The sequence below is a fragment of the Roseateles sp. P5_B10 genome (assembly GCF_056400485.1).
In genome coordinates this window covers 1-3,991 of record NZ_JBFULE010000491.1, presented here as the reverse complement: position 1 = coordinate 3,991, position 3,991 = coordinate 1, and the positions used below count along the sequence as shown (strand labels likewise).

4 protein-coding genes are annotated in these 3,991 nt (G+C 69.3%); all 4 read right to left on the bottom strand.

Annotation, left to right across the window (positions count from 1 at the left end; translation table 11 throughout):
* Window positions 1-580: DUF1302 domain-containing protein (locus AC1DU6_RS22535; protein ID WP_477859733.1), on the bottom strand; the 580-nt coding region annotated here is incomplete at its 3' end.
* Between the two features lie 50 nt (window positions 581-630).
* Window positions 631-1,890, bottom strand: a complete 1,260-nt coding sequence (locus tag AC1DU6_RS22530) for an MFS transporter (RefSeq protein ID WP_477859731.1) — start codon at window positions 1,888-1,890, stop codon at window positions 631-633.
* 26 nt (window positions 1,891-1,916) lie between these two features.
* Window positions 1,917-2,684 (bottom strand): coniferyl-alcohol dehydrogenase, encoded by a 768-nt coding sequence (locus AC1DU6_RS22525; RefSeq protein ID WP_477859729.1) that lies wholly within the window; start codon window positions 2,682-2,684, stop codon window positions 1,917-1,919.
* 29 nt (window positions 2,685-2,713) lie between these two features.
* Window positions 2,714-3,991, bottom strand: a 1,278-nt coding sequence (locus AC1DU6_RS22520; protein ID WP_477859728.1) for a benzaldehyde dehydrogenase, incomplete at its 5' end; no start/stop codon positions are given.

The window sequence follows — 3,991 nt, the reverse complement described above, 5'->3', positions numbered from 1 at the left end:
GGCTTTCGCCCCATTGCAGCGTGTGGCGGCCGATGCGCACCGTGCTCTTCATGCCACCGACCTCGCCCTTCACGTAGACGAAGGCGTCGAGGAACTCACCGCTTTGGCCATGCTGGCGGCGGGTGTCGGGCAGGAAGTCGTCGGGGGCCTGGCCGCCAAAGGTGTTGGACGTCGGGATGACGGGGCCAAGGGCATTGCCGCCGGCATACAGCGCGGTGCCGGCATAGCTGTTCTTGCGCAGATAGACCGAGTCGCGCCAGGCGTTGCCGCTCACTCGGGCACCCCAGCCGGGGCCGGCGAGGTCGATCTCGGCCAGCAGGTCGAAACGGTTGGAGATCTGGCCGCGCTTGAAGTTGTGGTCGCCGTCGTCTTCATTGACGGTGCCGGGGTCCTTGGCCACGTCCAGCCGCGTCAGCGCGTCGGACGGGTTCTTCAGCCGCACGGCGGTGCTGTACTTGGGCGTCAAGTCCAGGCGCAGCTTGTAGTCGCTGCTGGGCAGCTCGATGTCGAAGGCGTGGGAAGCGGTGGGCAGGGCGAGCGCTGCCGCTACCGCCAGCGCATGGCGGGTATGTCTTGTCATGTTGTCTCCGGTTTTGTAGAAATTTCGGGCTCACCGGCCCGTGCGGTAATTCAGAGTGACGTCGAGGTCAGCCCGCCCTCCACGGGCAGGCCCGCTCGTTGCTGGCGACACGGCGCGGTTTCCAGCAGGAACAGCGACGCGATGGCCCCGCAGACGAAGCCCGCGAGGGCAACGTGCAGCGTGGCGGGCAGGCCGTGGTGCTGGGCCACATAGCCCGCCAGGACTGGTGCCAGCCCGCCGCCGAAGATTTCGCCCGCGCCCGACACGAAGCCGACCGACGAAGCGATGAGCCCAGCGGGGGCCGCCTCGGTGGCAATCGGCCCCGAGATCAGGCCCAGCAAGCCCAAGGCGCACACCGACAGGCCGAACAGCAGGGTGAACAGCATCTGCGGGTTGGCGCCGGTCTGCCCGAAGGCATACAGCAGCACGGCCGAGCCGATGAAGGCACTGATCGCAACGGGCTTTCGGCCCACTCGGTCCGACAGGGCCGACAGGCCGAAGGAACCAACAAAGCCGCCGAAGCCGATGGCCGACACCACGTAGCCCATCTCCTGCGTGCCGAGCTTGAGCACATGCTCCAGGTAGATCGGCACCATCGCGCTGATGACGAAGATGCCGGCCATGGCGCACAGCACGGCCAGCGCGGCCAGCAAGACATTGCGCGAGCGCAGCAGCGTGCTCCAACGCGGCGCCGGGGCGGCGGCGGCCCCGGGTGCGCGTGCCGGCGGCGCATCGCCGCGCAAGGTGCGCGCGATCAACACCGCCACGGCCAACCCCGGCAGCGCCGACACCATGAACACCCAGTGCCATGACGGCAGCACCTGCAGCAGCTGCGTGGCAATGATGGGTGCGAAGCCCAGGCCGAGCAGCGAGAACATGCTCAGTTGCAGCCCCTGGTTGAAGCCGCGCCGCGCGGGCAGCGAGGCCTCGCCCGTGGCGGCGATGCTGGCGGGCGTGAACGCGCCTTCGGCCACGCMCATGACGGCACGGATCAACATCAGGCTGGCGAAGCCGCTGGCCAGGCCCGACAGGCCCGACAGCAGCGAGAACGCCACCATCGTCGTCACCAGGATGCGTTTGCGACCGATGCTGTCCGACAGCCGCCCCATCAGGATGGCCCACGCCCCCCAGGTGAGGCTGAGGACGCCGATCAGCGTGCCCAGCTGCTGGTAGTCCAGCCCCAGGTCTTTCATGATGTGCGGGAACAGCGGCGCGATGATCCAGCGGTCCAGCCCGACCAGGCCGAAGCCCAGCCCCATCAGCACGAGCGTCTTGCGCTCGTAGCCCGTGTCATGCGGGGGGTGTTGCATGTGTGTCTCCTCGGTGCGCGGGAGGGTCAGTAGTAGGTGGAGGCCAGGCCGCCATCCACCGGCAGGTTGACGCCGCTGACCCAGCGCGACTCGTCGGCGCACAGGAAGGCCACCACCGGCGCGACCTCGTCGGCCAGCGCGGGGCGCTTGATGCGGTGCGAGTCCTTCTGCACGCGCTCCTCGCCAAGCATCTGCACGAAGTCGCCGAGGATGGGCGTCAGCACGGGGCCGGGCGCGACGCAGTTCATGCGCACGCCGCTGCCCAGGAACCATTTCTGCGACTGGGTCAGGGTCCAGACGATCAGCGCTTCCTTGAAGTACTGGTAGCAGGTTTCCTGCGCCACCGGCTTCTTCGCGAGGAAGGCCAGGCCGGCCTCGAAGTTGGGCGTCTCGGCCAGGGCCTTGTGCAGGTCCAGCCGCACCGGCCACTCGGCACCGAGGATGGACGCGATGTTGACGATGGCGCCGCCCTGGGGAAGCCGCTCCATCGCGCGGGTGCACAAGTGACGCAGGCCCAGGTAGTTGACGCGGGCCACCAGGTCCACCGGCGCCGTGCCCGGCACGCCGGCGATGTTGCACAGCGCGTCGAAGCGCTCGGGCAGCTGCTTGAAGGCGGCATCGATGGCGGCCTGCTCGGACAGGTCGGCCTTGACGAAGCCGTCCAGCGTCAGCAGCGGCTCGTTGCGGTCCACGCCGATGACGCGGGCGCCCTTCAGGCGCAGGAAGCGCGCGGTCTCGGCGCCGATGCCGGAGCTGACGCCGGTGATGACGATGGTCTTGCCTTGGAAGTTCATGCTTGTCTCCTATTGGTTTGTTGTCGCGTTCAGAACGGAAACTGGGGCGGCGTGTCCTTGACGGTCAGCCACTGCCAGGTGCTGAACTGCTCCCAGTCCCCAGGGCCGCCATGCGAGTTGCCATTGCCGGCGATGCCGGGGCCGCCGAAGGGGTTGACGGCGTCGTCGTTGACGGTCTGGTCGTTGATGTGGACCATGCCGGCGCGCAGTTGGTTGCCCACCGCCAGGGCGCGGCCCACCGACTTGGAGATCACGCCTGCCGCCAAGCCGCCGTGGCCGGTGTTGGCCAGCGCCACGGCCTCCTCGTCGGTCTTGAAGGTGACGAGGTTGACGACCGGGCCAAAGGTCTCGTCATCGAAGGTCGGCATGCCGGGCTTGACGCCGGCCAGCACGGTGGGCTTGTAGAAGAGGCGGTCGTAGCTGCCACCGGYCAGCAGCTGGGCGCCGGCCTTGACGCTGGCCTGCACGGCGGCATGCACGCGGTCGCGCTGGCGCTCGTCGATCAGCGGCCCAAGGGCAACCTGGCCGGTCGCGCCGTCGCCCACCGGCAGGTGCTGGGCCTTGGCGACGAGGCGCTCGGTGATGGCCGGCGCGATGGATTCGTGCACCAGCACGCGGTTGCTGGCCATGCAGATCTGGCCTTGGTGCAGCCAGGCGCCCCAGGCGATGTTGCTGGCGGCGAGGTCGAGGTCGGCGTCGTCGAGCACGACGAGGGCATTGCTGCCGCCGAGTTCGAGCGAGACCTTCTTCAGGTGCCGGCCCGCCAGCTCGCCGATGCGGCGACCGACGCCGGCCGAGCCGGTGAAGGAGATCATCGCAACGGCCGGGTCGGTGACGAGCGCCTCGCCCACATCGGMACCGCCGGGCAGCACGTGCAGCAGGCCGGCGGGCAGGCCGGCGGCCTCGAAGACCTGGGCGATCATGAAACCGCCGCTGACCGGCGTGCGCGGATCGGGCTTGATGACGACGGCGTTGCCGGCGGCCAGCGCCGGGGCGACGACGCGCAGCGTCAGGATGAGCGGGAAGTTGAAGGGCGAGATGACGCCCACGACGCCCAGCGGCACGCGGCGGGCGATGGACATGCGACCCGGCGTGCTCGGCAAGACCTGGCCCTGGGCCTGCAGCGGCATGGCGGCCGCGATCTGGCAGAAGGCAATGGCCTCGCGGATCTCATGCTGGCCCTTGGGCAGGATGCCGCCGCTCTCGCGGGTCACGAACAGGGCGAGTTCGTCGAAATGCTGCTGGAACAGCTGGGCAGCGCGCAGGAACACGGCGGCGCGCTCGCGCGGCGGCATGGCGGCCCAGGC